The organism is Cloacibacterium rupense (assembly GCF_014645495.1).
Classification (GTDB): domain Bacteria; phylum Bacteroidota; class Bacteroidia; order Flavobacteriales; family Weeksellaceae; genus Cloacibacterium; species Cloacibacterium rupense.
Map to the genome: position 1 here is coordinate 252,991 of NZ_BMLV01000004.1, position 25,195 is coordinate 278,185.

25 protein-coding genes and 1 tRNA gene are annotated in these 25,195 nt (G+C 34.3%); 15 read left to right on the plus strand and 11 right to left on the minus strand.

The features are described from left to right. Positions 1–57 precede the first annotated feature (57 nt). Positions 58–1,056 (minus strand): type IX secretion system protein PorQ, encoded by a 999-nt coding sequence (gene porQ / locus IEW40_RS10300; RefSeq protein ID WP_188618010.1) that lies wholly within the window; start codon positions 1,054–1,056, stop codon positions 58–60. A 382-nt stretch (positions 1,057–1,438) separates the two neighbouring features. Here porQ and pyrH point away from each other — a divergent pair, with 382 nt between their 5' ends. Beyond that, entirely contained in the window at positions 1,439–2,146 is a 708-nt protein-coding gene (pyrH, locus tag IEW40_RS10305) for a UMP kinase (protein WP_188618011.1), read from the plus strand. Positions 2,147–2,257: 111 nt separating this feature from the next. Then, positions 2,258–2,812: a ribosome recycling factor gene (frr, locus tag IEW40_RS10310; protein ID WP_188618012.1), complete on the plus strand. Its 555-nt coding sequence runs from the start codon at positions 2,258–2,260 to the stop codon at positions 2,810–2,812. Positions 2,813–2,944: 132 nt separating this feature from the next. On the opposite strand, the gene IEW40_RS10315 is transcribed toward frr, so the two are convergent. The 3 genes from IEW40_RS10315 to IEW40_RS10325 form a co-directional block, all read right to left on the minus strand. Continuing rightward, a complete protein-coding gene (locus IEW40_RS10315; RefSeq protein ID WP_188618013.1) occupies positions 2,945–4,402 on the minus strand; it encodes an LptF/LptG family permease in 1,458 nt (485 codons plus the stop codon). Positions 4,403–4,502: 100 nt separating this feature from the next. Beyond that, positions 4,503–5,132 carry an outer membrane lipoprotein periplasmic chaperone LolA1 gene (lolA1, locus tag IEW40_RS10320; protein WP_188618014.1) on the minus strand — a complete coding sequence of 210 codons (630 nt, stop codon included), beginning with the start codon at positions 5,130–5,132 and terminating at the stop codon, positions 4,503–4,505. A gap of 100 nt (positions 5,133–5,232) precedes the next feature. Beyond that, positions 5,233–5,619 carry a Fur family transcriptional regulator gene (locus IEW40_RS10325; protein ID WP_188618015.1) on the minus strand — a complete coding sequence of 129 codons (387 nt, stop codon included), beginning with the start codon at positions 5,617–5,619 and terminating at the stop codon, positions 5,233–5,235. Positions 5,620–5,692: 73 nt separating this feature from the next. Between IEW40_RS10325 and IEW40_RS10330 the strand changes: the two genes are divergently transcribed. The 3 genes from IEW40_RS10330 to IEW40_RS10340 all read left to right on the plus strand — a co-directional run bounded on the left by IEW40_RS10330 (position 5,693) and on the right by IEW40_RS10340 (position 8,725). After that, the gene (locus IEW40_RS10330) at positions 5,693–6,031 is read left to right on the plus strand and encodes a MerC domain-containing protein (protein WP_188618016.1); all 339 of its coding nucleotides are present in this window, start codon (positions 5,693–5,695) and stop codon (positions 6,029–6,031) included. A gap of 6 nt (positions 6,032–6,037) precedes the next feature. Then, positions 6,038–7,240: a GTP-binding protein gene (locus tag IEW40_RS10335; RefSeq protein ID WP_188618017.1), complete on the plus strand. Its 1,203-nt coding sequence runs from the start codon at positions 6,038–6,040 to the stop codon at positions 7,238–7,240. A gap of 72 nt (positions 7,241–7,312) precedes the next feature. Continuing rightward, positions 7,313–8,725 carry an alkaline phosphatase gene (locus IEW40_RS10340; protein WP_188618018.1) on the plus strand — a complete coding sequence of 471 codons (1,413 nt, stop codon included), beginning with the start codon at positions 7,313–7,315 and terminating at the stop codon, positions 8,723–8,725. A gap of 165 nt (positions 8,726–8,890) precedes the next feature. Here IEW40_RS10340 and IEW40_RS10345 read toward each other — a convergent pair whose 3' ends face one another. The 3 genes from IEW40_RS10345 to IEW40_RS10355 form a co-directional block, all read right to left on the minus strand. Next, a complete protein-coding gene (locus IEW40_RS10345) occupies positions 8,891–9,298 on the minus strand; it encodes a type II toxin-antitoxin system VapC family toxin (RefSeq protein WP_188618019.1) in 408 nt (135 codons plus the stop codon). Beyond that, the gene (locus tag IEW40_RS10350; protein WP_188618020.1) at positions 9,298–9,540 is read right to left on the minus strand and encodes a DUF6364 family protein; all 243 of its coding nucleotides are present in this window, start codon (positions 9,538–9,540) and stop codon (positions 9,298–9,300) included. The genes IEW40_RS10345 and IEW40_RS10350 overlap by 1 nt, the downstream gene beginning before the upstream one ends. Before the next feature lie 113 nt (positions 9,541–9,653). Beyond that, the gene (locus IEW40_RS10355) at positions 9,654–12,089 is read right to left on the minus strand and encodes an FtsK/SpoIIIE family DNA translocase (protein WP_188618021.1); all 2,436 of its coding nucleotides are present in this window, start codon (positions 12,087–12,089) and stop codon (positions 9,654–9,656) included. Between the two features lie 195 nt (positions 12,090–12,284). On the opposite strand from IEW40_RS10355, the gene ccsB reads away from it, so the two are divergent. The 5 genes from ccsB (at position 12,285) to IEW40_RS10380 (ending at position 17,958) form a co-directional block, all read left to right on the plus strand. Beyond that, positions 12,285–15,449 carry a c-type cytochrome biogenesis protein CcsB gene (gene ccsB / locus IEW40_RS10360; protein WP_188618022.1) on the plus strand — a complete coding sequence of 1,055 codons (3,165 nt, stop codon included), beginning with the start codon at positions 12,285–12,287 and terminating at the stop codon, positions 15,447–15,449. A gap of 119 nt (positions 15,450–15,568) precedes the next feature. Beyond that, entirely contained in the window at positions 15,569–16,438 is an 870-nt protein-coding gene (locus IEW40_RS10365; protein ID WP_188618023.1) for an SPFH domain-containing protein, read from the plus strand. A 48-nt stretch (positions 16,439–16,486) separates the two neighbouring features. After that, the gene (locus tag IEW40_RS10370; protein ID WP_188618024.1) at positions 16,487–16,681 is read left to right on the plus strand and encodes a type II toxin-antitoxin system antitoxin; all 195 of its coding nucleotides are present in this window, start codon (positions 16,487–16,489) and stop codon (positions 16,679–16,681) included. A gap of 51 nt (positions 16,682–16,732) precedes the next feature. Next, the gene (locus IEW40_RS10375) at positions 16,733–17,095 is read left to right on the plus strand and encodes a cupin domain-containing protein (protein ID WP_188618025.1); all 363 of its coding nucleotides are present in this window, start codon (positions 16,733–16,735) and stop codon (positions 17,093–17,095) included. 80 nt (positions 17,096–17,175) lie between these two features. Continuing rightward, on the plus strand, positions 17,176–17,958 hold the full coding sequence (locus IEW40_RS10380) for an alpha/beta fold hydrolase (protein ID WP_188618026.1): 783 nt from the start codon (positions 17,176–17,178) through the stop codon (positions 17,956–17,958). On the opposite strand, the gene IEW40_RS10385 is transcribed toward IEW40_RS10380, so the two are convergent. The 3 genes from IEW40_RS10385 to IEW40_RS10395 are packed head-to-tail and all read right to left on the minus strand — an operon-like array spanning position 17,939 to position 19,605. Beyond that, positions 17,939–18,550, minus strand: coding sequence for an HAD family hydrolase (locus IEW40_RS10385; protein WP_188618027.1), 612 nt, complete (start codon positions 18,548–18,550; stop codon positions 17,939–17,941). The genes IEW40_RS10380 and IEW40_RS10385 overlap by 20 nt on opposite strands. Then, positions 18,543–19,130 carry a hypothetical protein gene (locus tag IEW40_RS10390; RefSeq protein WP_188618028.1) on the minus strand — a complete coding sequence of 196 codons (588 nt, stop codon included), beginning with the start codon at positions 19,128–19,130 and terminating at the stop codon, positions 18,543–18,545. The genes IEW40_RS10385 and IEW40_RS10390 overlap by 8 nt, the downstream gene beginning before the upstream one ends. A gap of 40 nt (positions 19,131–19,170) precedes the next feature. Further along, complete coding sequence (locus tag IEW40_RS10395) at positions 19,171–19,605, minus strand: type I restriction enzyme HsdR N-terminal domain-containing protein (protein WP_188618029.1); 435 nt, start codon at positions 19,603–19,605, stop codon at positions 19,171–19,173. Between the two features lie 2 nt (positions 19,606–19,607). Between IEW40_RS10395 and holA the strand changes: the two genes are divergently transcribed. From holA to IEW40_RS10420, 5 genes are all read left to right on the plus strand, one after another. Next, positions 19,608–20,639, plus strand: a complete 1,032-nt coding sequence (gene holA / locus IEW40_RS10400) for a DNA polymerase III subunit delta (RefSeq protein ID WP_188618030.1) — start codon at positions 19,608–19,610, stop codon at positions 20,637–20,639. A 1-nt stretch (position 20,640) separates the two neighbouring features. Then, positions 20,641–21,603 carry a YitT family protein gene (locus tag IEW40_RS10405; protein ID WP_188618031.1) on the plus strand — a complete coding sequence of 321 codons (963 nt, stop codon included), beginning with the start codon at positions 20,641–20,643 and terminating at the stop codon, positions 21,601–21,603. 8 nt (positions 21,604–21,611) lie between these two features. Further along, positions 21,612–22,358 carry an alpha/beta hydrolase gene (locus tag IEW40_RS10410; protein WP_188618032.1) on the plus strand — a complete coding sequence of 249 codons (747 nt, stop codon included), beginning with the start codon at positions 21,612–21,614 and terminating at the stop codon, positions 22,356–22,358. A gap of 106 nt (positions 22,359–22,464) precedes the next feature. Further along, positions 22,465–23,403, plus strand: coding sequence for a thioredoxin-disulfide reductase (trxB, locus tag IEW40_RS10415; RefSeq protein WP_188618033.1), 939 nt, complete (start codon positions 22,465–22,467; stop codon positions 23,401–23,403). 188 nt (positions 23,404–23,591) lie between these two features. Further along, a tRNA-Ser gene (locus IEW40_RS10420) sits at positions 23,592–23,676 on the plus strand. A gap of 625 nt (positions 23,677–24,301) precedes the next feature. On the opposite strand, the gene IEW40_RS10425 is transcribed toward IEW40_RS10420, so the two are convergent. Then, the gene (locus IEW40_RS10425; RefSeq protein ID WP_188618034.1) at positions 24,302–24,784 is read right to left on the minus strand and encodes a hypothetical protein; all 483 of its coding nucleotides are present in this window, start codon (positions 24,782–24,784) and stop codon (positions 24,302–24,304) included. Positions 24,785–25,195: the final 411 nt, after the last annotated feature.

A 25,195-nucleotide genomic window follows, 5' to 3' on the forward strand; every position in this document is an offset into this window, starting at 1 on the left:
AAAATCTTAAATTTAGATATTAGCATAATGATAATAACCCATAAACGTGCTAAACTTCTATCTTCTGTAACCCGAAAGTTCTACCAAATCGAGCATCAAGCCTATTTGATTAACGTTAGAAGCATTGTGATAACGAACATGCGAATAATCAAACCTAAAAGACGATATTTTGATGCCAAAACCGAAACTTAATCCCGAAAAACTCCTTTGGTCTAATACCGCCAATTCATTTCCTCTCTTTACATTGTAGCCCATTCTAAGGTTAAAAGCCTGCTCTGGAAATAATTCTACCCCACCAGAAAGATGATCTAAGAATTTTCTACCAAAGCCAACTTCTTGCCCATTGACATTATATGTTTGTGAAATATTGAATTTCTGCAAATCATGATAAGTAATGGTGAAGGCCAAAGGGAACTCAGGTAAAATTCGGGTATAGCCTATATCTGCACGAAAAGGCAATGCCTCTTTTACTCCGTTGTAAGTCTGAAGTTGATACCCAAAATTTCTGAAAACTAAGGCAATGGTTTCTTTGGTTCTTTCATTGTGATAGGTAACCCCAGCGCTTGCCGAAAGGGCCGAAGAATTGAAATTATCTATTTTAGAAGTAATGTAATTCACATTGGCACCTATGGTAAAATTATCCTCGAATTGATAGGCATACCCTAATCCTACAGAAGCATCCATCGCAGAAAACTCTCCATTTACTTGTCCGCTTTCATCAGTTCTAGGTATTTTGCCAAAATCCATTACCCTGGCATTAACTGAGAGAAAGTGCCCTGCAGCTAAATCTTTTACATAATTGATGCTGCCTAATTTAGAATCAGCCAAATAAGAGGCGTAGTTGAGCGCAATTCTATTGTCCATATCCAAATTCATCAAAGATGGATTGACGGCCGTAAAATTAAGGTCATAATCTCTTACAGAAACAGCATCACCTCCTAGTGCTGCTTGCCTAGCAGAAATAGGAATGTTCAGGAACTGATAAATCGTAGTTCCTGTTTGTGCATTGGCCCACAATGAAAAATTACATAAAAATAAGAGGATTAGCTTTTTCAAATTCTTCAAATTTCTGTACAAAAATAGATAATTAAATGTTTTATTAAAAAATAATTGGAGTTTCGCCTATTTAAATTAAACAAATGGCATTCTAATATTCAATCACTTATTTTTACCTGTGATGATACAGATGTACCAATAATCACAAAATGTTTTCCCTTAGATTAATCATCATTACAATCAGCCTATTCGTATTTATTTAATTTTTACAGATGTTCTAGACTTTAGAATAGGTAATTTTTATCATGTTCTTCTAAAAATTAAATACTCTTCACTCATTCTTTTTAACGAAATTCTTTGCGATTCATTATATTTGCATAATTAAAATTTTGAATTTACCCAAAGATTCAATTTTTCAGTCAACCCGAAATAACATATAATAATGAAATACAAAAGAGTTCTTCTCAAATTAAGTGGCGAAGCTTTAATGGGAAACCGATCATATGGTATTGATAATGACCGATTGGTAGAATATGCTAAAGAAATAAAAAAAGTAGTAGATGGTGGTTGCGAATTGGCCATTGTCATTGGTGGAGGAAATATTTTTAGAGGTTTGGCAGGAGCAGCAAAAGGAATGGATAGAGTGCAAGGAGATTACATGGGAATGCTGGCAACGGTAATTAATGGGATGGCATTACAAGGTGCTTTAGAAGATCAAGGCATTAAAACCAGACTTCAATCTGCCATAGAAATGGATAAAGTAGCAGAACCATTTATCAAAAGAAGAGCCGTAAGACATCTAGAAAAAGGAAGAGTCGTAATTTTCGGGGCAGGTACTGGCAATCCGTACTTTACTACCGACACTGCAGCTACCCTTAGAGCAATAGAAATAGGTGCAGATGTAATCCTAAAAGGAACTAGAGTAGATGGAATCTACGATAGTGACCCAGAAAAAAATGACGATGCTGTGAAATTTAATTCACTTTCTTTTGATGAGGTGATGGATAAAAACCTTAAAGTGATGGATATGACCGCTTTTACCTTGAGTAAAGAAAATAATTTGCCTATCATCGTTTTTGACATGAACAAAGAAGGCAATCTATTAAAGGTAGTTCTTGGTGATAACATAGGAACCATCGTTAAACTATAATAGATAATTGATAAATGATGATTGATAAAGGATAATAAATTTTACCATCTATCATTAATTATCAACAATGAAAAATAATGAATGTGTAATTTATCAAATTTTCAATATATAATGGAAGAAATAAGTATGATTTTGGATATGGTGAAACAAGAGATGGATGCAGCAATAAAACATCTCGATCACGCCTTCCAAAAAATTAGAGCAGGTAGAGCTTCTACTTCTATGGTACAAGACGTAATGGTAGAATACTATGGGGCTTTGACTCCCATCAATCAGGTAGCGAACATTTCTGTACCCGATGCTATGACCATCTCTATCCAACCTTGGGATAGAACTGCTATTAATGCCATCGAAAAAGCGATTATCAATTCTAACCTAGGGTTTGCACCTTCTAACAATGGTGAATACATCATTCTGAATGTTCCACCATTAACCGAAGAAAGACGTAGAGATTTGGCTAAACAAGCAAAAGCCGAAACCGAACAGACCAAAGTTACTATAAGAAATGCCAGACAAGATGGTATGAAAGAACTTAAAAAACTAGATGGTGTATCTGAAGACTTGATTAAAGATGCGGAAGAAAAAATCCAACAGTTGACGGATAAATATGTAAAACTTTCTGATGAGCATTTAAAAATCAAAGATGCAGACATTTTCAAGATTTAATTTTTTTGAAATGGCTGACCTCATAAAAAAAACTTCAGACTTGTCTGAAGTTTTTTTTTATGCTTAGAAATAGTTAATTTAAACTTTTTTCATTCATCAACCATCAATCACCCATCATACATCATCCATCAATTATTGATACCTTTCGTGTTCTCTTTGTTTTACAAATTTACTCCATATAGGTTTGGTAAGGGCTTTGTATTTTTCTACATCAAAAACTTGAGAATCTGTGAGAGCCTTATAAGTAAGCCAAACTCCAAACGGAAAGAGCACCATATTCGGAAGCCAAGAAGCGATATAAGGGTCCATTTTACCTTTCCAAGCGATGTTTTCTACAGAGAGATTCAGAACATAAAAAATAATAAAGATGATAATGGCGATTACCACTGGCAATCCTACACCTCCTTTTCTGATGATAGAACCTAGGCTAGCACCAATCAAAAAGAAAATAATACAAGTCACAGAATACGCCAGAATTCTCTGCTGATACATAATGACCTTGTTGTAATATTTAATCATATCATAGAGTTGGGTATCTCTATTTTTTTTGTCTTCCTGTATCATTTCTATTTTATTATAGGCATCATACAAGACTTTTAGTTTTTTCTCTTTGTTTACTTTTTCTAATTTAAAGGGCTCTTCAGGTTTAGAATTTTTAGATTCTTTTATTTTGTCGATGTAAGAGACATAACTGTTGGTTTGTCCTACCATCTCGTTATTCAGTGTGTTGAAAGTCACCTCGTTGTCTTTCTTTACTTTATCTATAGTTTTGAAGATTTGTCGGTAAGTTTGAAATTGATAATCATCGGTAATTTTTTCATCTTCAATGGCTTTGTTGATGATTTCACTGATGTCAAAATGCTGTACCAAAGTATCAAATTTTACTGATTGTCCCGGCTGACGAAGTCTTTCTAAATAGTTTTTGTCTTGAATGTTGTCTTCGAAAATATAACCGCTTTTCAAGACTAATTTTAAGTAGTTTTTATTTTCGGCAGGTACAAATTTCCCTTTTTTGGCAATAATGGTTCTTTGGTCCTCATAAGAATTCGCTACTTTGTGAATGAAAACCCCTTCTAGAAATTCACTTTTTTCACCATATATTCTGTCAAATTTAATGGTAGCACCTGGGAATTCATTAAACTGACCTGGTGTAAATTTAAGGGCAGGTTTACTAGATGCAATATTATAGAGCATGTTCTTTGCCTTTCTCTGAAAGTCTGGGATAATGTTATTCGAGAAAAAGTAAAGCATAATCGATAGCAGGGTTACAATCCCAAATAAAGGAAGCATGACTCTGGTAAGCGATATTCCGGCAGATTTCATGGCGGCTAGTTCGTAGCGCTCTCCAAAATCACCAAAAGTCATAATAGAAGACAAAAGTATGGTGAGCGGAAGCACCATCTTGACCACATTTACACTCATGTAAAAAAGAAATTTTATAATTTCCCATGTGGTAAGACCTTTGCCTGTAAATTGAGCCAACTGAATCCAAATGATGTTCACCATAAATATAAAGAACAATACACTGAAGATAAAAAAGAAAGGCCCAAAAAAGGTTTTTATAATATATTGATCGAGTTTCTTTAGCATTTGCCAAAATTATGAAAAAGTCACAAAAGGAAATGCTTCTGTGACTTTAATTTTAACTTATTTTATAATTATTTTTTCCGAAAATTCTTCAAGGTCTATTTTACAACTCAGTAATCAAATAGTTTTTGTATTTGTTTTTATCAAAAGTAAAAACAGAATTGTTCAAGTTTTGGTTTTCTTTGTATTCGGCAATCGTAATTACTGCAATATCGTCTCCTGCAGAAGTTTGTACAATTTTAGAGACTTGTTTTTTGGCAGAATTGATATAGAGTACCACATTTTTAATGCCTTCATCCTTCACAGGAACCATTTTTATCAGGTCTAGCGCTCCACTTTTACCAGCATAAGTTACCGTATATCCGTTTCTATAATCATCAATATAGTTGGTAGGTGATAGAGCCTTTTCGTTTCCGTTAGGTTTAGCGATGGTTATTTCTTGATCTTCTTTAGAAATGTTGTATACTTTTTTTCCATCAAATATCTGCTCATTTCCCATAATATTCAGTTTGTACTGAGTGGGAGTAGAGTAGAAGATGCCCGTTTCAGTTTTAGAAACCGTGCCTCTGCCTGTGCCATAAGAAAATTTGAAATACATATTTTTCTTGGCTTTATAATTCGCAGACACTGCATCTAAAATGGTTTTCGCTTTAGCATCTATTTTTTGGGCATTAGAAAAAGTGAAAGTTCCTACCACTAAAGTTCCTAAAAGTATTTTGTTTAGTAATTTCATTGTTTATTTTTTGGTTTGGATTAATGGTTTCAAAAACTGAGCCAATGGCTACAAAATTACAATAATGCAACTAATTTTTTTGTTTTAAATGTTGGTTTGTTCATTTTTTTGAATTGCAACTTGCACAAATGCCACTCACTACAAAATTGTAATCATGGATGATAAATTTTTCTGGAAGTTCAATTTCTGGAACTGCATTTTCTACACAAATCACAGATTTACATTGCTCACAACTAAAATGAATATGGTTATGATGGTGTTCTCCTGCACAATTTTTGCATTTAGCAAAGTTGACCACCCCATCTACATTCACAAATTTATGAATTTTTCCCTCTTCTTCTAATCTTTCTAATACCCTGTAAATGGTTACTCTATTGCATAAAGCCCCTAATTTTAATTGGATATCCGCATGAGAAAGTGCCTTTTCTGATGCATTAATCAGGTTGAATATCTCAGTTTTTGCTGGTGTATTTCTTGTTGGTTTCATTTTATTAAATGCAACAATGTTGCGATAATGAAAATTAATGATTACTTTTGCAACAAAGTTACAATAAGAAATAATGAAATCAAAAATTCTAGACCTTATCGGCGTTTCAGCAGCGGTTCTTTGTTTAATTCACTGTATGGCATTTCCTTTGTTAATGCTAATTCCTCTTGGGATATCACATAATCCTTACATCGATTTGTTTTTTCTTGCCATAGGGCTCATCGTAGTTTATAGAATTACCAAACATATTTCTTCCTTTTGGTTGAAATCTCTTTTCTGGATTTCTATTGTATTAATTGCTATTTCCATAGGATTAGATTTGTTTTTCCATTGGCACTCAGAATTGATTTTTGTAGGAGCGGCAGGATTAATTATGGCTCATCTTATCAATTTTAAAAATCATAAACATTAAATAACAATGCAAAAAAGAATTCCAGTTACGGTTCTAAGTGGATTTTTAGGCGCTGGTAAAACCACACTTCTTAATCACGTTCTTCATAACAAAGATAACCTAAAAGTGGCCGTCATTGTAAATGATATGAGTGAAGTCAATATAGACGCCCAATTGGTGAAAAACGAAAATACCCTCTCTAGAACCGAAGAAAAATTGGTAGAAATGAGCAACGGTTGCATCTGTTGCACGCTTCGAGATGATTTATTGGTTGAAGTAGAAAGATTAGCCAAAGAAAAACGTTTTGATTACCTTTTGATTGAAGGAACGGGCATTGCAGAACCTGTTCCCATAGCCCAAACGTTTTCTTATATAGATGAAGAAAGCGGTATAGATTTATCTAGATTTAGCTACATAGATACGATGGTTACAGTAGTAGATTGTCTCAATTTTTTCAAAGATTTTGGTTCTAATGAACTCTTGATGGATAGAGAATTAACCGATATCGATGGAGATTACAGAACCATTGTTAATTTATTGACAGACCAAGTAGAGTTTGCCAATGTAATTATCCTTAATAAAACCGATTTGGTGACCGAAGAAACCGTTAATTTTCTGAAAGCGACCATTAAGAAACTCAATCCAGATGCTAAATTCATTACCTCAGAATTTGGTGAAGTAAATCCTAAAGAAATTCTTAATACCAAAATGTTTGATTTCGAAACTGCCCAAAATTCTGCGGGTTGGCAAAAAGAATTACAAAGTGAACACCACACACCAGAAACCGAAGAATATGGCATCAGTTCATTTGTCTTCAGACATCAAAAACCATTTCACCCAATGCGTTTTTGGAATTATCTCAATCAAAAATATCCTGCAGGGGTCATTAGAGCTAAAGGCCTTTTTTGGTTAGCCTCTAGACCAGATGATGCGCTTAATTTTTCGCAAGCTGGCGGTTCTTTCAGATTAGAAAGAGCTGGAGTTTGGTGGTGCAGTATGACCATGAATGAACGGGCAATGTATGCTTCTTTTGCAGAAAATCAAGAATTTATAGAAAGTAAATGGCATAAAATTTGGGGAGATAGAATGAACGAGTTGGTCTTTATCGGTCAAGATTTAGACAAAGAAAAAATACAGGCAGATTTAGAAAAATGTTTGCTCAAAGACAATGAAAAGTATATGTTCGACCAAAAAATCTCCTTCGAAGACCCTTTTCCACATAATATTTAATTTAAATTTTAATGATAATATCATAAGTTTAAGAAATTAAATGAATAATTTTAGACTTTTAAATTAACATCTATGGATAGAAGAAAATTCCTAAAAGGTTCTATTTTATTATCAGGAGCGCTTACCCTTAATCCTCTCAATTTGTTCGGAAGAAATTCTGAGGAACAACTCAGTTTTAAAGGAAAGATAGCCAAAAATATCATCTTTATGATTAGCGACGGAATGAGCAATGGTACACTTTCTATGGCGAATTTGTATTCTAAAAATATCTTAGGCAAAGAAACCAACTGGATGAATTTATACTTAGAGAATAAAGCTTCTAGAGCATTGATGGATACTGCATCTGCGAGTTCTATCGTAACTGATTCTGCAGCGGCAAGTTCTTCTTTTGGAGGTGGTTTCCGAGTGAAAAACGGCTCTCTAAACGTAGGCGTAAACGGAGAACACCATCTTCCGATTTGGCAAAAATTTAAAAAGAAAGGCAAAAAAGCAGGCTGCGTGACCACGGTAACCATTACTCATGCTACGCCCGCAGGTTTTTGTGTCAACTCAGCCAAAAGAAGTGCCGAACCAGACATTGCAGAAATGTATGCAGAACTAGGTTTTGATGTAATGATGGGCGGTGGAGATGAATTTTTCAATCCTGAAAAAAGAGCCGACAAAAAAGATGTCTATGCTGCTTATCAAAAAAAAGGCTATCAAATTCTTAAAAATCGCTCTGATTTAAATAATATCGATAAAAATAAACCAGTTTTAGGAGTTTTCAACACAGGTGCTTTACCTTATACAAGTGATAAAAATACTTCTGCCGATTTACAAAATAAGCCTACTTTGGCAGAAATGGCAAAAGCGGCCATAGACCAAATGAAAGACCATAAAGAAGGTTTTGTCTTACAAATAGAAGCCGGAAAAGTAGATTGGGCGGCACATGCTAATGATGTGTCGGCACTTTTACACGACCAATTGTCTTTTGACGAAGCGATAAAAGTAGTGATGGATTTTGCTGAAAAAGATAAAAATACTTTGGTGATTATCACCACAGACCACGGAAATGCCAATCCTGGAACTATTTATGGGGCAGATGCTACCAAAAATTTCAACAGTATTGCTAAATATAAATGTACCAATGAATTTCTGCTCAATAACATTAAACCAGATTTTAACCTCCAACAAATTAAAGATTGGATAGTAGAAAATAATCAATTTTCTGTTTCAGATGAAGAGGCCAAACATATTCTTAATTTTTATCAAGGTCTAGAAAAAGATGAAGAAGGTCTTTATAATTACAAAAAATTGCCTTACAAAGCTTTTTCAGAAATACAAAAAAAACACAACAGTGTCGGTTGGATCAGTATGGACCATAGTGGTGATTATGTAGAACTGGCCATGTATGGCCCAGGAAGTGAACTTCTGAAACCTTTTGTAAAAAATACAGATTTGCATTATCTGATGCTAGAAGCCACAGAAGTAGAAAATAAATTCTAAAAAAAACTCCACTCAAGTCGCAGTTACTTCAAACTGTCTCACAATCAACTAGCCAACTTAATTTTTGATTTTATAAAATTTAATAAAGTTGATTGTTGATCTGCATATAAATAGTGAAAAGAAAATTCAATAATTTAAATCTAAAAATTCTAGAAAATAGGATATTTATTTTTTCAAAAATTCACTAGCACTAAAAACAGGAATTAAGTTATTCTTAAAATCCTTTTTATTTCTTGTAATAATTGCCTCCAAACTACTTTCTAATGCAGTATAGAATTGAATAGCATCTTCAAAATCTTTAAAATCTGAAGCCAATACCAATTCTATAATTTTGTCTGTAGTTGGCAAAACTTCTACTAAAACTTTAAATTTTGAAAGTATTTTTTTTGCTTCATCAGAAGAATAAAACCTTGATAAAATGTAATAAGTATTGGCAAATGTAAGTGCAGAAATGTAGAGTTTTACTTTTTTTCTATCGGCAAGTGTAAACAATTCCTGTGCTTCTCTATAAAATTCATCTCTTTTTTGTAATAAATCTATTACAATATTGGTGTCTACAAAAACATTTTCCATTAAGAGTATTTTTTGTTTAAAAAATCTTGATACTCTTTTTTGTAATTTGTATTTTCATTAGGAATTACCCCAGTCAAACTTTCTACAAGAGGGCTTACATCATCAGTAGAATTCTCTTTTTTGGTGATAGAATTTAGATAAGTTTCAATCAATTTAGAAAGGCTCGTTTTATTGTTTTTAGCATAATCTTTAGCACTTTCTATAATTGTTTTGTTGAGATTTAAAGTGAGTTTCGTATTCATTTTTAATAATATTTACGTACAAAATTAAAAATTAATTACGTATAAACAAATTTAACTTGTTAAAAATCTACAAACTTCCATCTTCGGACTTCCGTCTTCCGTCTTCCAACTCCCTACTTCCTCAATTCCTCCAAGAAACTTTCCAAAGCATTAAGGTCAGAAATTTGTACTTCTCTGGCTTTTGCCCCATTGAAACCGCCTACAATTCCTGCGGCTTCTAGTTGGTCCATAATTCTTCCCGCTCTGTTGTAGCCCAATTTTAATTGTCTTTGGAGCATAGAGGTAGAACCTTGTTGGGTAGAAACAATAATTCTGGCAGCTTCTTCGAAAAGTTGGTCTTTTTCATTCGGGTCAAAAGCTGCAACCGTAGAAGTAGCGTCTTCACCAGAATATTCTGGCAACATAAATGCAGTAGCATAACCTTTCTGTTCACCAATAAATTCTGCAATTTTTTCCACTTCTGGGGTGTCTACAAAAGCACATTGCAATCTCAAAATCTCATTACCGTTGAAATACAACATGTCTCCTTTACCTATCAATTGGTCAGCTCCAGGTGAGTCTAAAATCGTTCTAGAATCTACCGAAGAAATTACTCTGAAGGCAGCTCTCGCTGGGAAATTCGCCTTTATCATCCCCGTGATTACGTTCACAGATGGTCTTTGTGTAGCTACAATTAAGTGAATTCCCACAGCTCTTGCTAACTGAGCCAATCTGGCAATCGGGAGTTCTACCTCCTTACCAGCGGTCATAATAAGGTCTGCAAATTCATCTACAACCAGCACTATATAAGGCATATAACGGTGCCCGTTTTCAGGATTTAATTTGCGCTCTGTGAATTTTTTATTGTATTCTTTTAGGTTTTTACAAAATGCATTTTTCAACAAATCATACCGCGTATCCATCTCTATACAAAGAGAATTCAGTGTGTTGATAACTTTGTGTGTATCGGTAATAATCGCATCTTCACCATCCGGAAGTTTGGCGAGATAGTGTCTTTCAATTTTTGAATACAGAGAAAGTTCTACTTTTTTAGGGTCTACCATCACAAATTTTAATTCTGATGGATGTTTTTTGTAGAGTAGGGAAGTCAGAATAGCGTTAATCCCTACAGATTTTCCTTGTCCTGTAGCACCCGCCATCAATAAGTGGGGCATTTTAGCTAAATCTGCCACGAAAACTTCGTTAGAAATCGTCTTCCCGAAAACTACAGGCAAATCCATATCAGAATTCTGAAATTTAGGCGATGCAATTACACTGCGCATAGAAACCATCGAAGGATTTTTTCGTGGAACTTCGATACCAATGGTTCCTTTTCCTGGCATTGGTGCGATAATTCTAATGCCTAACGCAGATAAGTTTAGGGCAATATCATCCTGTAGTTTTTTGATGGCTGCCACCCTTATTCCAGCTTCTGGTACTATTTCGTAGAGCGTAACAGTTGGGCCAATGGTAGCTTTAATCTCTGCAATACCAACGTTGAAATTCTTGAGTAAACCAACGATTTTATTTTTATTTTCTTCTAATTCATCTTTATTGATAGCGATTTCTTCGTTGCCATATTCTCTTAAAAGTTCGATGGGTGGCATTTGGAAATTGGCCAAATCTAGTTTGTGGTCATAAACCCCATGTTTATCAACCAATTCTTTGGCTTTTTTGTCAAAATCGTCTAAATCTTCTTTTTGTTCTTCTATGCTAAAAGCGATGTCATCACTAGATTTTTCAGCAAGCTCTTCTTTTTGAAAACTAAAACCTACTTGTTCCAAATCTTTTTCTATAGGAAGGGTAACTGGGGTTGCCACTATAGGTTTTGCCGTCTCAAAACTGGTTTGGTTGGGCGTTTTGATGGTTTCTATAATTTCAACTTTTGGTGGCTCTACCTCTGTAGTCACTCTCAGATGTTCGAAGTTATTTTCATCTTTTAGTTCTTTATCGGCTTCGAAATCTTCTTCCGCATCATGGTCTGGAGTAGAGAATTTTTCTTTAATGGTGTCATATTTTGCTTGTATCGCACTTGGTCTTAAATTAAACTCAAGAATAAAATAAATGCCAATGGCCGCCAACAAAGTCATCCATAACCCAAATTCACCAATAATGGAAGCTAAATAAATCTGAATTTCATTGCCGTAAACTCCACTTAATGTTCCAGCTCCTTTGGTAATTGCCCCCATGAAAATAGGCAACCAACAAATAAAGAAAAGAGAATGAGAAACCGTTTTCCAGATTTTAAAGTAAGGCTTTTTTAGAATTTGAAAACCAAAAACCATGAATAAAAATGCAATGATAAAAGCAGCAATGCCTATGCCATCAAAAATGAATAGATTTCCAAGCCAATCTCCCAGTTTCCCAAAAAGATTGCTCGATTTTATTTCTCTATCCAACATAGCTCCTGCTTGGCTTTGGTTAGCCTTCCAGTTCATCAAATAAGATGCAAAGGATACCGCAAGAATTAAGGATAAAAATAAAAATAAAAGTCCGAAATAAATTCTAGGCTTAGAAAGCGTTTTGCTCTTTTCTACCTCTTGTCTATTGTTAGATGCTATTTGTGCCATACTTTTGATTACATGCAAATGTAATATTTTAAATGAAAAATAGAAAGGGATAAGTAAATTTTTAAATGCTAATTTAATCACATTAATAGATAAAATTAACGAATATTATGCTAAGATTTAATTTCTAGAACTTATTTTTGCAAATCTATTTTTAAATCTAAAAATGAAGCTAAGGCTTCAAAATCAATAAGAAATATGAATAAAATACTAAATTTCTTGGTCTCTACTAGAACAATGGCTGTTTTACTCTTAGTATATGCTTTTGCAATGGCTTATGCTACTTTTATGGAAAATGATTACGGTACGCCTACCGCTAAAGCACTAATTTATGAAGCCAAATGGTTTGAAGTAATCATGCTTCTTTTAATAATCAATTTCATTGGTAATATCGGCAGATACAGACTTTGGAAAAGAGAAAAGTGGCCTCTTTTGGTTTTTCACTTGGCTTTTGTGCTCATCTTTATTGGTGGGGCAATTACCAGATACATCAGCTACGAAGGGCAAATGCACATCAGAGAAGGCGAAACTTCTAATGAAATAGTGACCGATAAAAATTTCTTTAAAATCCAAATAGAAAACGGTGGTGATAGACTCAGTTATCAAGAAATTCCTTACATGATGTCTTCCCAAGAACCTCTGCTAGCAAAATTGATGAACCATCGATTTGAAGCGAAATACGATTTTCATGGCCAACTCATTCAAGTAAAACAATTAGATTATATCCAAAGAAAAAAAGACAGCTTGCAGGTAGATGATTCAGGTAAAAACTACTTGCACCTAGTTTCTACCAATGATTCTGGAAGAGAAGATATCTACCTCTCATCTGGTGAAGTTAAAAACATCAATGGTTTTCTCATTTCATTTGATAGACCTATCGAGGGTGCCGTAGAATTCAAAAACGAAAACGGAAACATCCTTATTAAAACTCCCGAAGAAGCCAATTATATGACCATGGCTACTCAGGCAACGGGCGTTACCAAAAAAAATGAATATCAACCTTTGGTTTACAGAAGCTTATACACCATCAAAGATTTAAAAATTGTAGTCCCAGAAATGATGCAAAAAGGAAAACTAATTTCTTATTCTGGTGATAAAAAGAAAGATCAAAATGTTCCTGATATGCTTTTGGTTGAATTGAAAGGGCCAAAGACCTCTCAGAATGTTGAACTTTCCGTAGAAAAAGGAAATCCTAATGCATACAAGCAAGTCACAATAGATGGACTCAATATCATTCTAGGTTTCGGACCAAAAGTCTATCAAACGCCTTTTGCCCTTAAATTAGATGATTTCGTCATGGAAACTTATCCGGGTAGCAATTCTCCATCTGCTTATGAATCTCACATTCAGATTATAGACGAAGGCAAACAAACACCTTATAAAATATTTATGAATCATGTCCTTAATCATAAAGGCTATAGGTTTTTCCAAGCCAGCTTTGACCCCGATAGACAAGGGACAGTGCTCTCTGTAAATCATGATTTTTGGGGAACTTTAATCTCTTATATCGGATATGCTCTTTTATTTTTAGGATTGTTTGTGACCCTTTTCTGGAAAGGAACTCACTTCTGGAAACTCAACCAATCTCTTAAAGATATGGCCGCTAAAAAAGCAACTGTAGTATTGTTATTATTGTCTTTTCTAGGATTTAATGCTCAAGATAATCACCAGCACGAAACTGTAGCTCCTAGCTCAGTAGCTACACAAGCGCCTGCACAAACAGCGCCACATCTAGAAATTAGCAAAGAGCATGCTGCTCAGTTTGCTTATCTTTTGGTACAAGGTTATGATGGTAGAATAGAGCCTATGAGTACTCAGGCGCTAGATGTCCTAAGAAAAATGGCAAAAAAAGAAAAATGGGGAGACTTAAATGCAGACCAATGGTTTTTGTCGATTAATCTAAATCCTATGGCTTGGATGAATGACCAAATCATAAAAGTTGGTTCTAGTGGAGGAGAAGAATTATTGAAGAAAACCAAAGCCAATGAAAAAGGTTATACTTCTATGATGAACCTTTTTGTGTCTGATACTCAAGGTATGCCTCGTTTTATATTAGAAGATGATTTCAATACTGCTTTTAGAAAAAAACCAGCAGAACAAAGTAAATACGACCTAGAAGTAATTGCCATCAATGAAAGAGTACAAATTTTTTACGGAATTCTTTCAGGGCAATACTTCAGAATTATCCCTATACAAAATGACCCTAATCATACATGGAATTCTTGGTTAGACCAAGAACAAAAAGCTGACCCACAAGCGCAAAACGTTATAGCACCTTATTTCTTAAGTGTAATAGATGCTACAAAGAATAATGACTGGGCAAAAGCAAATGCTGAGTTGGAAAAGGTTAAAGAATACCAAAAAACTTGGGGTAAATCTGTAATTCCAGACGAATCAAAAATAAATATAGAAGTTTTACTCAATACTTTAAACCTTAATTTTTATTTACTCATTTTCTATACATTAATAGGTGGTTTGTTAATTATTTTAGGGTTTATAGAATTATTTAAACCGAGTAAAATTCTCCATAAAATTATCAAAATCATTATTTATTTAGGCGTTATAGGCTATGTATTTCATTTCTTAGGATTAATTGCAAGATGGTATATCTCTGGTCACGCTCCATGGAGTAATGGTTACGAAGCTATTGTATTTATCTCTTGGGTGGGTATTACCGCAGGATTGATGTTATATAGAAATTCTAATGCTCTCATTCCTTCTGCTGGTTTTATGGTAGCGGTAATTATGATGGGATTTGCTCATGGTACCTCTCAGCTTGACCCACAGATTACACCGCTTGTGCCAGTGCTCAAATCGTATTGGTTAATCGTTCACGTAGCCATTATCGTCAGCAGTTATGGTTTCTTTGCGTTATCGATGATTATTGCAGTTATTTCTTTGTTTTTTTACATTATTTCAGATAAGAAATCATATCAAACCCACAACGGAACTACTTTAAAAGAATTGACCATCGTCTCAGAGATGTCTCTTACCATTGGTTTGTTAGCATTGGTTATTGGCGTATTCTTAGGCGGAGTTTGGGCCAATGAATCTTGGGGAAGATACTGGAGCTGGGACCCCAAAGAAACTTGGGCTTTTATTTCTACTATTGTATATGCCTTTGTTTTGCACATGAGATTGGTACCAGGTTTACGCGGTAGATGGGCTTATCATGTTGCGGCGATGTTCGCATTTTGCAGTATGGTGATGACCTATTTTGGAGTAAATTATTATCTTACTGGTTTACATTCTTATGCTGCTGGTGACCCTATACCAGTGCCTGCATGGGTCTACATCAGTTTAGTAACTATGACTACTTTGTCAGTCTGGGCTTATTTCAAATTTAAGAAACTGAATAGTTAGAATTTTTTACAATACATCGACAATATAATCCGATTGAAATTTTTCATTCGGATTTTTTTTGAAATATGAAATTATATTATATCTTTGTGATATCAAATTAATATCAAAATATAACAGCTATGGAAAAAAACTTAAAACCAATGTCTGGTTATCTTGCTTTAGTAATCAGCTTGTTTCTATTCATTGTAGGAATTGCTTTAATAATCAATGGTGGAAATTCAGACAGTTCTTTTATGGTAATTATAGGGATTTTTTGCATCATTGCTTTCATTTTTTTTATGAAAGGTCTTATGATTATTCAACCCAATCATTCTAGAGTGCTTAATTTCTTTGGGAAATATGTGGGTTCTGTGAAAGAGAATGGTTTATTTTTTATTAATCCGCTTTATTCTTCTCAAAAAATATCGCTTCGTTCAGAAAACTTACAAGGTCAAACTCTTAAAGTAAATGATAAAATGGGAAATCCTATAGAAATTGCGGTAGTAATTGTCTGGAAAGTGGGAGATACCTACAAAGCAGCTTTTGATGTAGAACGTTATTCTGATTTTGTAAAAATGCAAAGTGAAGCCGCAGTTCGTCATTTAGCAATGAGTTTTCCTTATGATAATTTAGAAGACGAACACGCTGCCATTACCTTAAGAGAAGGTGGAGATAAAATAAATGCTATCTTAGAACAAGAACTTACAGATAGACTTTCAAAAGCGGGTATCGTAATTCAAGAAGCTAGAATTTCGCATTTGGCTTATGCTTCAGAAATTGCAGGCGCTATGCTTCAACGTCAACAAGCTACTGCTATTGTAGCGGCGCGTTCTAAAATTGTAGAAGGTGCAGTTGGAATGGTAGATATGGCCTTGAAAAAATTGTCTGAAGAAAACATTGTAGAATTAGATGATGAGAGAAAAGCAGCAATGGTTTCTAATCTTATGGTGGTTCTCTGTGGCGAAAAAGCAGCTCAACCTATCCTAAATGCTGGAACGCTTTATAATTGATGAAAAATGAAGATTGATGGATGATATTTTCAATTGAGAAATTTTAAAATGGCTAAAAAAAGTTTTGTTTTAAGAATAGATGATGAAACCTATAAACTTCTAGAAAAATGGGCAAATGATGAATTTAGAAGTGTAAATGGGCAAATAGAATATTTGCTTCATCAGAACTTAATAGAATCGGGGAGGAAGAAAAATAAAACTCCCCAAAACGAAACGCAAGAAACTAAAAATAATAGTAAATAGAGATATACCTTTGTCGGTTATTCAATAAAGTTTTATTTTCAAAAAAATACAATGTCTAAAAAGTATAAAATCCAAAAATCACCATTTGTAGTTCCTACCGATGATGGCAAATTAATTCAAGAACATTGGGGCAATTCTACAGGAAATGCCAATATATCCATCGCACATATGGTAGCACCTGCTGGCTGGAGTGAACCTCACCAAACACCTGAATTTGATGAGTTTACCATCATCATCAGAGGAAAAAAACAATTCGAAATAGATGGTGAAACAATCGTTTTGGAAGCTGGACAAAGCATTTTAATAGAAAAAGGTGCCAGAATAAGATACAGCAATCCCTTTGATGCAGAATGCGAATACATGGCCATCTGTTTGCCCGCTTTTTCAATAGATTTGGTGCATAGAGAAGCTTAATTATTTTTTAATGTAGATTCTATGTTATGCATTGCCTAATATTGAAAAAAATAGCATAATTTTGTAAAAATTCATAAAAATTGATTTCATATACCATATATAAACATGAAACTTCAGACAATTGGGTGACTTTTGTACACGGTGCAGGAGGCAGTTCCTCCATTTGGTTCAAGCAAATCAGAGAGTTTCAAAAAAAATTTAATGTCCTTTTATTAGACCTTAGAGGTCATGGCAATTCACCTAAAGAACATCAAAATCATAAAAATTACAGTTTCAAAGCCATTGCGCAAGATATTATAGAAGTAATAGACCATCTAAAAATCCAAAGTTCTCATTTTGTGGGAATTTCCTTGGGCTCTATCGTCATCAGACAATTGGCAGAGATGAATCCCGAAAGAGTAAAATCAATGATTATGGGAGGGGCTATTCTCAAAATGAATTTCAGATCCCAGATTTTAATGAAGGTAGGCAATTTATTTAAATATGTGCTTCCGTATTTAGTTTTATACAAGTTTTTTGCATTTATCATCATGCCAAAAAATCATCACAAAAAATCTAGAAATCTTTTCATCAACGAAGCTAAAAAACTCTACCAAAAAGAATTTATCAAGTGGTTTAAGCTCACTGCCGAAATCAATCCTGTCCTGAAGTGGTTCAGACAAAAAGAACTCAATATTCCTACTTTTTATGTGATGGGCGAAGAAGATTATATGTTTCTTCCTGCCGTTAAGAAAGTTGTCTCAGAGCACACCCAATCATCATCTCTATTGGTAATAGAAAATTGTGGACATGTAGTTAATGTAGATAAACCTCATATTTTCAATGAAAAAGTGATAGAATTTATCACAAAACAGTCTGCGTAATTTTTTCTATTTCTTTAATTAAATCGATATTCGGAAGACAATGTATGGTGTGGAAACCTAGGCTTTTTGCTACCTCTATGTTTTTAGCATTGTCATCGATAAAGATAGATTCTTCGGCTTTAATTTGGTAACGGTCTAGTAAAACTTGCCAGATTTTAGGGTCTGGTTTTATCAATTGTTCTTCACCAGAAACTACAATTTTTCCATCAAATACTTCAAAAAAATCATAATGCGCCAAGGCATAAGGGAACGTTTCGTGTGACCAATTGGTTAGCCCGAAAAGCTCGAATTCAGTCTCCGCTAATGCTCTTAGTGCTGCTACATTCTCTGGAATGTCACCACGCAACATCGTAGTCCAGTTGTCATAAAAAGCTCTGATTTCGGTCTCCCAAGTTGGGTGCTGTGCTACCAAAATTTCGGTTCCTTCAGCTAAACTTCGGCCACGGTCTTGTTCGGCATTCCACTCATCAGTAGCAATGTTTTTTAAGAAAAATTCCATTTTCTCATCATCTCTGAAATAATCTTGGTAAAAATACCTCTGGTTCCAGTCCATAACCACACCTCCAAAATCGAAAATTATATTTTTAATCATTAACTACTGTTATTTTTATATGTTTAGAATTCTTTTTGATGGATTTCAACTTACCCATTTTGTGAGGGTAAAAATCGTTAAAATATTCGAATTCTATACCATCTATTGTACTGATTTTTCCACTTTGGTAAGAATAAAAATCAGAATAATAAGAAAAAGAAAGATTTCCAATAGATTCTATCTTGCCTTTTTGATAATCATAAAAATTACTGTAATAGCTGAATTTCACGCCGTTTACTTTTTCTAATTTGCCACTTTGGTAGTCATAAAAATCATTATAATAACTTATTTTTCGATTGAATGAAGAAGAGAGTAGACTTTTATCAGGATAGTCAAAATCTGTATCAGCATTCACAGAAAAAGTTCTGGTGTTGGGTTCTATTTCCATAGTACTGCTTTGGTTTCCAGATTCACTCAGGTGCAGGAGTTTTCCATCGGTGTCGATAGAAACAAAGACGTCTTCAATTCTTAGATTGATAATGGCTCTTCCGGATTTTTGAAAAAAAATGATTTCATTGATTTTTTGTGCTTGTACAGAAATTGTAAAAACAAGCATCAAAAGAGAATAGATTTTGTTCATATTAATTTTTTTATCATCAAAATCAAAATGCGTGCTAAATCTATAAATTGCAGGGCATAAATTGATATTTCTCTTGAATGAACTGTGCTTCAATGTGTTGTAGTCCGTTGCTTAAGATTATTTTTTCTGCACCAACCACAGAATTGTATCTCGCCACTTGCTCGAAAGTTTCTTGAGATAAAGTAATGTGTGGCGCTTTCAGTTCTATCAAAATTTTGGGACTGGTTTTTTCGGTGATGAGTAGGTCTATTCTTTTCAGAGTTCCATTAACCTCTAGCTTTTTTTCTAAAATCAATGCAGATGGTGCATATTTTTTCACCTTGATAAAATAATGTACAAAATGCTGTCTTACCCATTCTTCAGGGGTGAGAACCAACCAAGATTTGCGCACTAAATCATAAATAAAAAATGTATCTTTGTCTTTCTTGATATCAAAAACAAAATCTTCTTTAAAATTTAATTTCGGTAGCTGCATTAATGAAAGAGTTAGAACTAATTTTCAAAAATATTAAAACAAAGGAGTTTCTTCCTATTTATTTTTTCCACGGAGAGGAAGCTTATTACATAGATGCTGCTGTGAAGGCATTAGAGAATGATGTGCTCACAGAAGACGAAAAAGCTTTTAACCAAACCGTAACTTATGGCAAAGATACCAATTATAATGAGATTCTAGCACTGGCAAAGCAATATCCTATGATGGGAGATAAACAACTCATCATCGTAAAGGAAGCTCAGGACCTGAAACTCAATGAAGATGAAACTTCACTACTTGAAAAATATGTAGAAAGCCCAATAGAATCTACCATTCTGGTTTTTGCTCACAAACACAAAAAAGTAGACAGTAGAAAAAAGGTTTTCAAGGCATTAGACAAACGCAAAATGCTATTCCATAGCGAACCCGTTAAAGATTACAACCTCGCCAAATGGATAGATGACGAAGCCAGAAATCTACAAATAAAATTAGCTCCCGGTATTTCTCAACTCTTGGCAGATTACCTAGGAAACGACCTTTCTAGAATTGCCAATGAACTGAATAAAATGAAATTGGTGCTGAAAGATGGTGAGGTTTTGGATGGTAAATTGGTAGAAACACATATTGGGATTTCTAAGGAATTTAATGTTTTCGAACTGCAAAAAGCCCTTGGGAAAAAAGATGCCAATACAGCTTTCAAAATTGCCTACTATATGGGCAAAAATCCCAAAACCAATCCTATCGTAATGACCATTGGTAATTTGTATAATTTTTTTAGCAATGTCGTTTTATACCATACCGTAGCAAACCAAAGTCCACCTACTATAGCTTCGGAATTGGGGATTAATCCGTATTTTGTGAAAGATTATGCAGAAACCGCTAGGCTGTATCCATTGAAATTGGCTACCAGAATTATTTCTGTACTCAGAGAAATTGACCTTAAAAGCAAAGGTCTAGGCGCTGTAAATATGGATGAAGGAGAATTACTCAAAGAAATGGTCTTCAAAATTCTAAATATCGATAAAGTAAAAATGTAGAATGCTAAAGAAATTGTGGAAACAAATCATTTTATGGATTCTTCGATTTCAAGGTGAAGTTGAGGTCAATCGCTATAAAGTCCTTAAAACCAAAAATAATATTTTGGTTTCCTTGAAGAATGAAGTGAAGAATTTCGGACTCATTACCATAGGGATTTTTTCTGCGGCATTTGGCTTTAAAGGTTTTCTACTAACCAATAAATTCATTGATGGTGGGGCTACAGGTATCTCTTTGCTCTTGTCAGCACTCACTCGGTATGAATTATACCATATTATTCCTATAGTCAACTTACCGTTTATCATCATGGCTTATAAAACGGTAGGAAGAAACTTCGCCATCAAAACCGCATTAGCCATCTTAGGACTTTCTTTTTGCTTAGTTCTTGTAGATTTCCCCAATGTAACCAATGATAGTATTTTAGTAGCCATTTTCGGAGGCTTTTTCTTAGGTGCTGGAATTGGGCTCTCCATCAGAGGTGGGGCTGTAATTGATGGTACCGAAGTTTTGGCCATTTATCTCAGCAAAAAATTAGGCTCTACCATTGGCGACATCATCATCATTATCAATGTCATGATTTTTTCAGCTGCCGCTTATTTGCTGGGAATAGAAATTGCTTTGTACTCCATGATTACCTACCTGTCGGCTTCCAAAACTCTAGATTTTATCGTAGAAGGAATAGAAGAGTATATAGGCGTTACCATCATATCTTCTAAAAGTGACGAGATTAAGCAGATGATTTATAGCAAATTAGGAAGAGGTGTTACCGTATACAGCGGCAAAAAAGGATTCGGAAAAAGAGGACTCAAAGAAGACAATGACATCATTTTTACCGTCATTACCAGACTTGAAGTAAGCAAGTTGAATACTGAACTAGAAAAAATTGCTCCCAATGCTTTTGTAGTGATGCACACCGTAAAAGATACAAAAGGAGGAATGATTAAAAAAAGACCATTGAAACACTAATGGATAACATGAAAAAAACAGTTGCTATTTTAATTTTATTAGTTCTTTGTCTTTCTTGTTCCACCAGAAGATATGCAGTGAGACAATTTGATGAGGTGTATTTTGACCAAAAAAGAAACAGAGAAATTCCAGTGAGTTTTTTTGTGCCAGTTTATCCAATTCAAATGAAAAGAAAAGTGGTCATTTTTAGTCACGGATACAGCAAAAACCAACCCGGTGCAAACAAAGAGTATTCTTACCTTACCAATGCTTTAGCAAAAAACGGATATTTTGTAGTTTCTATACAACATGAGCTGCCTACAGATGATTTGCTTCCCATGGAAGGAAAACCTCAAGTCGTAAGACGCTCCAATTGGGAACGTGGCGCCGAAAATATTCAGTTTGTTTTGAGCCAACTCAAAATTAAATATCCTTATTTAGACTATGCCAAAGTAGTGATTGCGGGGCATTCTAATGGTGGAGATATGTCTGTTTTATTCACAGAAAAAAATCCTGAAAAAGTATGGAAACTCATTACCCTAGACCAAAGAAGGTATCCTTTCCCTAGAGTGGCTATTCCTCAAATATATTCACTTCGCTCTAGTGACCAACCAGCAGACGAAGGAGTTTTGCCAACCTCTCAAGAACAAAAAAATTTAAATATAACCATTATTAAACTACCCAATACCATTCATAACGATATGGACGATGGTGGAAATGAGCAACAGAAACAAGAAATCATAAACTATTTTTTAGAATTTTTAAAGCATAAATAAAATACCTGCCATTGAAAAAATTCATCAACTAATAATTGAATAACCAAAAATAATTAACGAATTTTGCATCCTTAAACTCAAGACAATAAACTTAAATATCTAAACAATGGAAAACATACTAGATTGCGTAATCATTGGCTCAGGACCTTCAGGGTATACAGCAGCTATTTATGCTGCCAGAGCTGACCTTAAGCCAGAATTATATACAGGTTTAGAACCTGGTGGACAATTAACTACCACCACAGAAGTAGACAATTTCCCAGGCTATCCTAACGGAATTACTGGACCTGAAATGATGATGGACCTGCAAAAACAAGCCGAAAGATTCGAAACCAAAGTCCACTACGAAATGATTACCAAAGCTGAGTTTTCTACTGAAGTAGGAGGAATTCACAAACTTTGGGCTGGCGAAAAAGAAATCCTTGCCAAAACAGTAATCATCTCTACTGGTGCTACCGCTAAATATCTAGGACTAGACGATGAAAAAAAATATTCTGGCGGTGGAGTGTCTGCCTGCGCTACTTGTGACGGATTTTTCTACAGAGGAAAAGAAGTAATTGTTGTAGGAGCTGGTGATACCGCTGCCGAAGAAGCAACTTACTTGGCTAATCTTTGTACCAAAGTGACCATGTTGGTAAGAAAAGACCATTTCCGCGCTTCTAAAGCCATGATACATAGAGTAGAAAATACGCCTAACATCGAAGTGAAATTCAACCACGAATTAATCGCCATCGAAGGAGAGAATAATTTGGTCGAAAGAGCGGTAGTCATCAATAACCAAACCCAAGAAACTTCTAAAATAGACGTTCACGGTATTTTTATTGCTATCGGTCACAAACCAAATACCGATATTTTCAAAGGACAAATCACCCTAGACGAAAACGGATACATCGCTACCGAAAAAGGGTCATCTAGAACCAATTTACCAGGGGTTTTTGCTGCTGGTGACGTGCAAGACCACATTTATAGACAAGCGATTACCGCTGCGGGTAGCGGATGTATGGCTGCTATAGATGCTGAAAGATACCTAGGAGAATTGAAATAATCATCAAATAAATATTAAAACTCCCTTTGAAATCCTTTTCAATAGGGAGTTTTTTATTGAATATTCTATTTTTTTGTAACTGTAAATTAATACGTTAAATAATAGTTTTAAAATTATTTGAAAATAATTTTGTCATTATCTGAAAGAGTAGTATATTTGCACCACTGAAAACGAAAATGCGTTTTTAAGGAGAGTTGGCAGAGTGGTCGATTGCGGCAGTCTTGAAAACTGTTGACTGTAACAGGTCCGGGGGTTCGAATCCCTCACTCTCCGCTGAGTAATCAATAAAAACATTTAAAACCCACTTAAACTTATGTTTTAGTGGGTTTTTATTTTCTGTAGTATTCAATTTTTTCATTATTTCTTTAAATCTAGGTGTCCAGAAAGGAGTCACTTATTTTAACCAACTAAGTGACTCCTCGAAAATTTGAAAACTCAGATCTCTCGGATTTCCAATCCGTGAGTCTTCACGCAAAAATACCACACCCAATAATTTGCATAAATCTGGGTGAATCAAAAACCATTTTCTTCCTCCTTTTAGGGCAGGGGAAAAGAAGAAAATGGTTTTGCTGGATACCCTTTTTGCGTTCTATCCACAAAAATAATAAAGCAGAAAGGGTTGGTTCAGAAATTATCAAAGTATCTTATAGATTCAACTAATTTCACCCAAAAAAAGAGAACCACCAGTTCTCTTTGAAATATCATTTAAAAATTTTACGACAACCCCATAACTCCTGAAAAGAGCTCCCAAAGCGAGCCTGCCCAGAGCTTGTCGAAGGGTTCAACAGGAGTTTGAATTCGTCGATTTTCAATTCATCTCGTGTCCTTCGGACAAGACGACACGAGGCGATAGCCGAACTGAGCGAAGCTAAACTCTAGTTATTATCTGCAGTTTTTTTTATCCCATTATTGTTGGAGCAACTGCTTCTAAATTTTCTAATTCTAATCCTTTATGCATCATTTCGTTAATTGCTCTAAAATCACCACTATGAAATAAAATTTTATTTAAATCCATTCCAATATATTCCTGCCAATTCTCATCAATATTATCTTTCAATTCCATTAAAGTTATAGAATCATTAAATTTATGACTTGTAATTTTCCCCTCTTCAGTTTGAATATTATAGTAATCTGTCCATTGAACTTCAGGAATAATTTTACGAGTAAAAAAATACGGTATAAATAAATATATTAATGTTGTTTTGTCGTTAGATTGAGTTATTTCAAATATTTTATCTTGTATTAAATCAGGATTTTCAAAATATTCAAAGAAAGCCCTTATTGATTTTGTATAAACTTTATTTAATTCATTTGTTTCATTTTCCTTTTCTTTTTCAGCAGTAATTTTTTTATTACCAAATAAGTTCTTAAATATTCCCATAGTGTTTTTTTTAAAATTGCAGATAACGGCAGACAGTGAAAAAACTTCCAATCTGCCTAAACAAAAATAGGGAAAAAAGCTGATAAAACGGATCGTAAATTCGTGCATTCAATCATGCAGTTTAACAGTTTTTATTTGTTTTTTGTCATAGAATATGCAGCTGGGAAGTGCTTGGCTTTTGTAAAAACGCTCTTTAAAGCCTTCATTACCACAAATTTAAGCCCCCAAAATTTTAGAATCGTACACCTAAACTAAAAAACAAACCTCGCTTAAAAAGGCTTAAACGAGGTCAAATTATAATGTTTTAGAAAACTATTTTTTTTAAATGAGAGTTGTGCAACGGTTACCCTTGTTAGCGGTTCGCCCTTTTTCGTCCGTTGTTTTAGTTGTCAATTGCATTAAAAAAATCTT

Excerpts from the sequence above, each read along its gene's own strand:
- pyrH (WP_188618011.1), top strand. The coding sequence starts at position 1,439 with ATGAAATACAAAAGAGTTCTTCTCAAATTAAGTGGCGAAGCTTTAATG.
- frr (WP_188618012.1), top strand. The coding sequence starts at position 2,258 with ATGGAAGAAATAAGTATGATTTTGGATATGGTGAAACAAGAGATGGAT.
- IEW40_RS10315 (WP_188618013.1), bottom strand. The coding sequence starts at position 4,402 with ATGCTAAAGAAACTCGATCAATATATTATAAAAACCTTTTTTGGGCCT.
- lolA1 (WP_188618014.1), bottom strand. The coding sequence starts at position 5,132 with ATGAAATTACTAAACAAAATACTTTTAGGAACTTTAGTGGTAGGAACT.
- IEW40_RS10325 (WP_188618015.1), bottom strand. The coding sequence starts at position 5,619 with ATGAAACCAACAAGAAATACACCAGCAAAAACTGAGATATTCAACCTG.
- IEW40_RS10330 (WP_188618016.1), top strand. The coding sequence starts at position 5,693 with ATGAAATCAAAAATTCTAGACCTTATCGGCGTTTCAGCAGCGGTTCTT.
- IEW40_RS10335 (WP_188618017.1), top strand. The coding sequence starts at position 6,038 with ATGCAAAAAAGAATTCCAGTTACGGTTCTAAGTGGATTTTTAGGCGCT.
- IEW40_RS10340 (WP_188618018.1), top strand. The coding sequence starts at position 7,313 with ATGGATAGAAGAAAATTCCTAAAAGGTTCTATTTTATTATCAGGAGCG.
- IEW40_RS10345 (WP_188618019.1), bottom strand. The coding sequence starts at position 9,298 with ATGGAAAATGTTTTTGTAGACACCAATATTGTAATAGATTTATTACAA.
- IEW40_RS10350 (WP_188618020.1), bottom strand. The coding sequence starts at position 9,540 with ATGAATACGAAACTCACTTTAAATCTCAACAAAACAATTATAGAAAGT.
- IEW40_RS10355 (WP_188618021.1), bottom strand. The coding sequence starts at position 12,089 with ATGGCACAAATAGCATCTAACAATAGACAAGAGGTAGAAAAGAGCAAA.
- ccsB (WP_188618022.1), top strand. The coding sequence starts at position 12,285 with ATGAATAAAATACTAAATTTCTTGGTCTCTACTAGAACAATGGCTGTT.
- IEW40_RS10365 (WP_188618023.1), top strand. The coding sequence starts at position 15,569 with ATGGAAAAAAACTTAAAACCAATGTCTGGTTATCTTGCTTTAGTAATC.
- IEW40_RS10370 (WP_188618024.1), top strand. The coding sequence starts at position 16,487 with ATGGCTAAAAAAAGTTTTGTTTTAAGAATAGATGATGAAACCTATAAA.
- IEW40_RS10375 (WP_188618025.1), top strand. The coding sequence starts at position 16,733 with ATGTCTAAAAAGTATAAAATCCAAAAATCACCATTTGTAGTTCCTACC.
- IEW40_RS10385 (WP_188618027.1), bottom strand. The coding sequence starts at position 18,550 with ATGATTAAAAATATAATTTTCGATTTTGGAGGTGTGGTTATGGACTGG.
- IEW40_RS10390 (WP_188618028.1), bottom strand. The coding sequence starts at position 19,130 with ATGAACAAAATCTATTCTCTTTTGATGCTTGTTTTTACAATTTCTGTA.
- IEW40_RS10395 (WP_188618029.1), bottom strand. The coding sequence starts at position 19,605 with ATGCAGCTACCGAAATTAAATTTTAAAGAAGATTTTGTTTTTGATATC.
- holA (WP_188618030.1), top strand. The coding sequence starts at position 19,608 with ATGAAAGAGTTAGAACTAATTTTCAAAAATATTAAAACAAAGGAGTTT.
- IEW40_RS10405 (WP_188618031.1), top strand. The coding sequence starts at position 20,641 with ATGCTAAAGAAATTGTGGAAACAAATCATTTTATGGATTCTTCGATTT.
- IEW40_RS10410 (WP_188618032.1), top strand. The coding sequence starts at position 21,612 with ATGAAAAAAACAGTTGCTATTTTAATTTTATTAGTTCTTTGTCTTTCT.
- trxB (WP_188618033.1), top strand. The coding sequence starts at position 22,465 with ATGGAAAACATACTAGATTGCGTAATCATTGGCTCAGGACCTTCAGGG.
- IEW40_RS10425 (WP_188618034.1), bottom strand. The coding sequence starts at position 24,784 with ATGGGAATATTTAAGAACTTATTTGGTAATAAAAAAATTACTGCTGAA.